Source organism: Trichocoleus sp. DQ-U1 (assembly GCF_039961925.1).
Classification (GTDB): domain Bacteria; phylum Cyanobacteriota; class Cyanobacteriia; order Cyanobacteriales; family FACHB-T130; genus FACHB-T130.
Genome location: NZ_JAMPKB010000159.1, coordinates 1 through 4,082 on the forward strand (window position 1 = coordinate 1; position 4,082 = coordinate 4,082).

A 4,082-nucleotide genomic window follows, 5' to 3' on the forward strand; every position below is an offset into this window, starting at 1 on the left:
TCAAAGAAGCGTTGATTTAACAGTCCGCTAAAGTCAGTAGATGTCAGCATCGGTATATCATTTTGGTCTTATTGCTGTAATTGTAATAGTTCTTTACTTTTTTGCGAACCGGGGCGAATCGTGGACGAGAAAGCGATCGCGCCTTCATCCTCAACAAAAATCGCATCCCTGAATTGGAGATGCGACTTAACTTTAAGCTCTTGGCGTATCCCCGTTATCAACTGTGAGTTTTTCCAACTACTAAACTAACTTTGATGTTGTAACCAAAAGCTTTCTTGAAAGCTGCTTCTACATCAGGCAGCTTTTCTCTCGCCATCCGGAAAATTGGCAGCGATGGAACTTTAACGCAAGCTTCCCCATTACTGCAAGCTATGAGTTTCCCATGTTGACTCATCAGCGTTTTCGTAGTCTTTACCGAAATATGCAAAATTACACCTTTCCAGATTAGGTCTAGCATATCTTGAATTGCTTTTTCCATTTGCTTAAGCGGGTCGATTTTCTCTATGTTTAAGGGCAGTTCCATCTGTAGGAAATTTTGAGCTTGCATTGTCTTACTCCTGGTTTAGATCGATTGTTTTTACCAAGAAGAAGCGGTTTGCTGTCCGCTACCTCCCACATCCAACATCTCTACAATGCCTGAGCTGTATTGGCTTGATGGCTGCACTTTTGTCGCACCTCTGCTACTACCCCCAAAAGTGCGACAAAATTTAAGCTGGTAACAGGCTAAATTAAAACTGACAAGAAGCTGATAAATAGAGGGTAGGCATGGCAGTTTCTCTCAGAGCATCTAGACAGGGACTAGAAATCGTTGATCGCGCTAGAAAAAACAGGGGCTGGACAAAAAGGGCTGCTGCTTGGTACGAGGCTGCTGTAGTCGGAGAAGCGGCTTTAAAGAAGTTTTGGCAGCGGAGACCAATTGTTCAAGATAACTTTGTCGCTATTTGTGAGGCTATAGGGCAAAAGTGGGAAGAGATTGTTGATAATAGCCCACTAACCAAGACAAATTCGAGAGCAGATTTTTTTGCCTATGATGATGCTTGGGTAGGTCGAGAACAGTTAGTTGGCGAACTTAAAGAAAAAATTCAAGGGTCGTGTCGCCTATTAATCCTTGTTGGTATAGCGGGGATTGGTAAAACAGCTTTGGCTGAACGATTAGTAGTGGAGTTACAGCCAGACGGGGATAAGTTTCACCAAGAAAATTTTGAAAACGAGCAGCAAGCTTCAGACTTTGCCAGTGTTGCAACTCGATGGCTGGAAAATTGGGGAGAACCCATTACACAAGAAAGCCGCAAAGATACAAATTACTTGCTGAATTTGCTAGTTAAGCGCTTGCGAGAGAATCGGTATCTGGTGGTAATAGATTCTCTAGAATTGATTTTGGAAGGAAATGAAGAAGAAGGTTGGAATGATTTTCAGGATAACGAGTGGGCAAAGTTCTTTGAAACTTTATTAGCAGCCGAATCTTGCCACAGTCGAATGATCCTAACTTCACAAGACTTACCAGAGGAAATCCCAGCACGTTACAAAAATTTTTGGGATTGCACCGTCTTAAGCGGACTTACAGAATCAGAGCGGCTAGAGTTGTTTGAGAAAACTGGGCTAGAGGTTGACGCAGATTCACCAAACACACTGTATCTAGAACGGATTGGCGCTGCTTATGAAGGGCATCCCCTGGCATTGCGGATGATTTCTGGAGAAGTTTGCAGTCACCCTTTTTATGGAAATGTAGTAGCTTATTGGAAAAAATATGGACATGAAATTGAAGAGGTCGAGAAGGCACTTGAGGAAGCAAAAACGAAAGGAATAACAGCATCCGCAGATGACCAGTGGCAGCTAGATCGATATACTCGTGAACTGCGAAGAAATGTGCGACATCGGATGGAAAAAACTTTTGGACGCTTGAAAAAGGATGTCCTCAATGCCTATCGATTGCTTTGCGAAGCTTCTGTGTATCGCTGTGCAGTACCGGAAGATTTTTGGCTCAGTCACTTGGAAGATTGGGACTGCGATGAAGATCAGCAAGAGGCGGCGCTGGAGGTGCTAAGAAATCGCTATCTGGTTGAGGAAGTTGTTGAAGACGATCAACTGCTGCTAAGACAGCACAATTTAATCCGTAGTGTAGCTCTTGAATATTTAAAACAACTCGATTAAGAAAATGAGTGACATTTTACCGTCTAGCGAATCGGTTTTGGCAGAGCTTGGTATCAATTCAGCAGCCATTAAGTTGATTCAGCCGCATTGGAAACGCACCCGTTACAGAGCCATCGTTAACTGGCTAATGAAGTACAAATCTAAGCCAGATGCAACCAATCTAGAGAAAGTGCGCGGCTACCTAGAAGCATTTCACCATCTCTGTGAAGTGGAAAATTGGAAGGAGGCTCACAAACTAATTTTCATTCACCTCAATACTCCCATGAATCAGGAGTTTCACAATCAACTAAGCCTTTGGGGATATTATCGTGAACAAGCTGCCTTATACAGTAGGCTTTTAGACAATTTAAGCTCTGAAGATGAAGCTCTTTTCTTTAAGGGTTTTTTTTTGAATGCTCTAGGGGATATCTTCACAAATCTGGCAGAATATGACAAAGCAATTGATTACTTACAGCAAAGTGTACTCATCGCACGGAAAATCGGGAACGATCAGTGTGAGGCGGCAACTTTAGGAAATTTGGGATCGGCTTACCGTTTGCAGGGAAATTATTGCCGAGCAATTGAGTGTTATGAACACACTCTAGCTATCTCCCAGAAAAGCAAAAATCCCCAAAATGAAGCAGCTACTTTAACAGAATTAGGAAATGCTTACGAGGCTCTAGGAAATTATGCTAAAGCGATGGAGTGCTACCAGCAAAGCTTGGTGATCGTGCGAGAGAACCATGACCGCACTGGCGAGAAACTAGCTTTAACAGGTTTAGGAGCGCTTTTTTATCGGCTAGGAGACTACGATAAAGCGATTGAGTGCCAGCAACAGAGCTTGGAGATAGCAAGACAAATCCAATACCGCAAAGGGGAAGGAGTGGCTCTAGGTGAGCTGGGAAATGTTTATGAGGCTTTAGGTGACTATACCAGAGCTATTGAATACCAGCAGCAAAGTTTAGGCATTGCTAGGGAAATCAAAGATCGCTTAGGAGAGGGATGGTCATTAGGAAACTTGGGTATGACTTACCATGCTATGAGAGACTACGCCTCGGCAATTGATTATCAACAGCAGCGTTTAACCATCACTCAGCAAATCCATGATCGTCGGGGAGAGGCAGCATCTCTGGGAGAGATTGGGAGAGTTTACTACTGTTTGGGAAATTACCCCGAAGCAATGGATTACTATCAGCAGAGTTTGTCAATTATGCGCTCAATCCATGACCGCAGGGGAGAGAGCAATTTATTAGGAAGTATGGGTGGTGCTTTCTTCGCCTTTGGCAATTATGCAGTGGCAATTAGATACCATCAGCAGGGCTTAGCAATAGCACGGGAAGTTGGAAACCCTAGCGATCAAGGGAGGGCTTTGGCAAATTTGGGAGTTGCTTACCTTAACAAGGGAGATTACACCGAGGCAATTGAGTGCTTTCAGGAATGTTTGGTAATCATGCAGAAAATGCAGAATTTTCAGGGTCAAGCAACTGCAATGTGTAATTTGGGCATTGCTTTCATAAAACTTGAGCGATATGCACCTGCGTCGGCGTATTTACAAATAGCATTGGAAATTTTCAGAGCAATCCAAGACCGTAACTTGGAGGAGCAAACTTTGGTTGAATTGATCAAGGTTTACTGTGCATTGGGAGAGTATGACAAAGCGATCGCATACAATCACCAGCAGCTAGATATCGTGCAAGCAGCGTTACAGGAGTTAACGCGATCGCAAGCATCAAAAACTAAACCCCAATACATCTGATAGGAAAAATCTCATCAAATGTATTGGGGTTTTTGATTAATTGACGACTGAATCAGTTCTGAAACTAACTCGACACCAGAAATTTAGACGGCAGAAAAGAAGACCTTTGACTTGACGGGGTCGGGAACCATCGTCTTGTCACCGGGTTGCCAACCAGCGGGGCAAACTTCGTCGGGGTTAGTTTGTACGTACTGGA

At 43.5% G+C, this 4,082-nt stretch carries 3 protein-coding genes and 1 pseudogene; 2 read left to right on the forward strand and 2 right to left on the reverse strand.

Annotation, left to right across the window (positions count from 1 at the left end; translation table 11 throughout):
* Window positions 1-217: 217 nt before the first annotated feature.
* A complete protein-coding gene (locus tag NDI34_RS27815) occupies window positions 218-547 on the reverse strand; it encodes a hypothetical protein (RefSeq protein ID WP_348234459.1) in 330 nt (109 codons plus the stop codon).
* Window positions 548-765: 218 nt separating this feature from the next.
* Between NDI34_RS27815 and NDI34_RS27820 the strand changes: the two genes are divergently transcribed.
* A complete protein-coding gene (locus tag NDI34_RS27820; RefSeq protein ID WP_348234460.1) occupies window positions 766-2,151 on the forward strand; it encodes an NB-ARC domain-containing protein in 1,386 nt (461 codons plus the stop codon).
* A gap of 4 nt (window positions 2,152-2,155) precedes the next feature.
* Window positions 2,156-3,886: a tetratricopeptide repeat protein gene (locus NDI34_RS27825; RefSeq protein ID WP_348234461.1), complete on the forward strand. Its 1,731-nt coding sequence runs from the start codon at window positions 2,156-2,158 to the stop codon at window positions 3,884-3,886.
* Window positions 3,887-3,969: 83 nt separating this feature from the next.
* Here NDI34_RS27825 and NDI34_RS27830 read toward each other — a convergent pair.
* A pseudogene (locus NDI34_RS27830) lies at window positions 3,970-4,082 on the reverse strand (peroxiredoxin); the annotation flags it as partial.

Coding starts and splice junctions, on each gene's coding strand:
- NDI34_RS27815 (WP_348234459.1), bottom strand. CDS start 547: ATGCAAGCTCAAAATTTCCTACAGATGGAACTGCCCTTAAACATAGAG.
- NDI34_RS27820 (WP_348234460.1), top strand. CDS start 766: ATGGCAGTTTCTCTCAGAGCATCTAGACAGGGACTAGAAATCGTTGAT.
- NDI34_RS27825 (WP_348234461.1), top strand. CDS start 2,156: ATGAGTGACATTTTACCGTCTAGCGAATCGGTTTTGGCAGAGCTTGGT.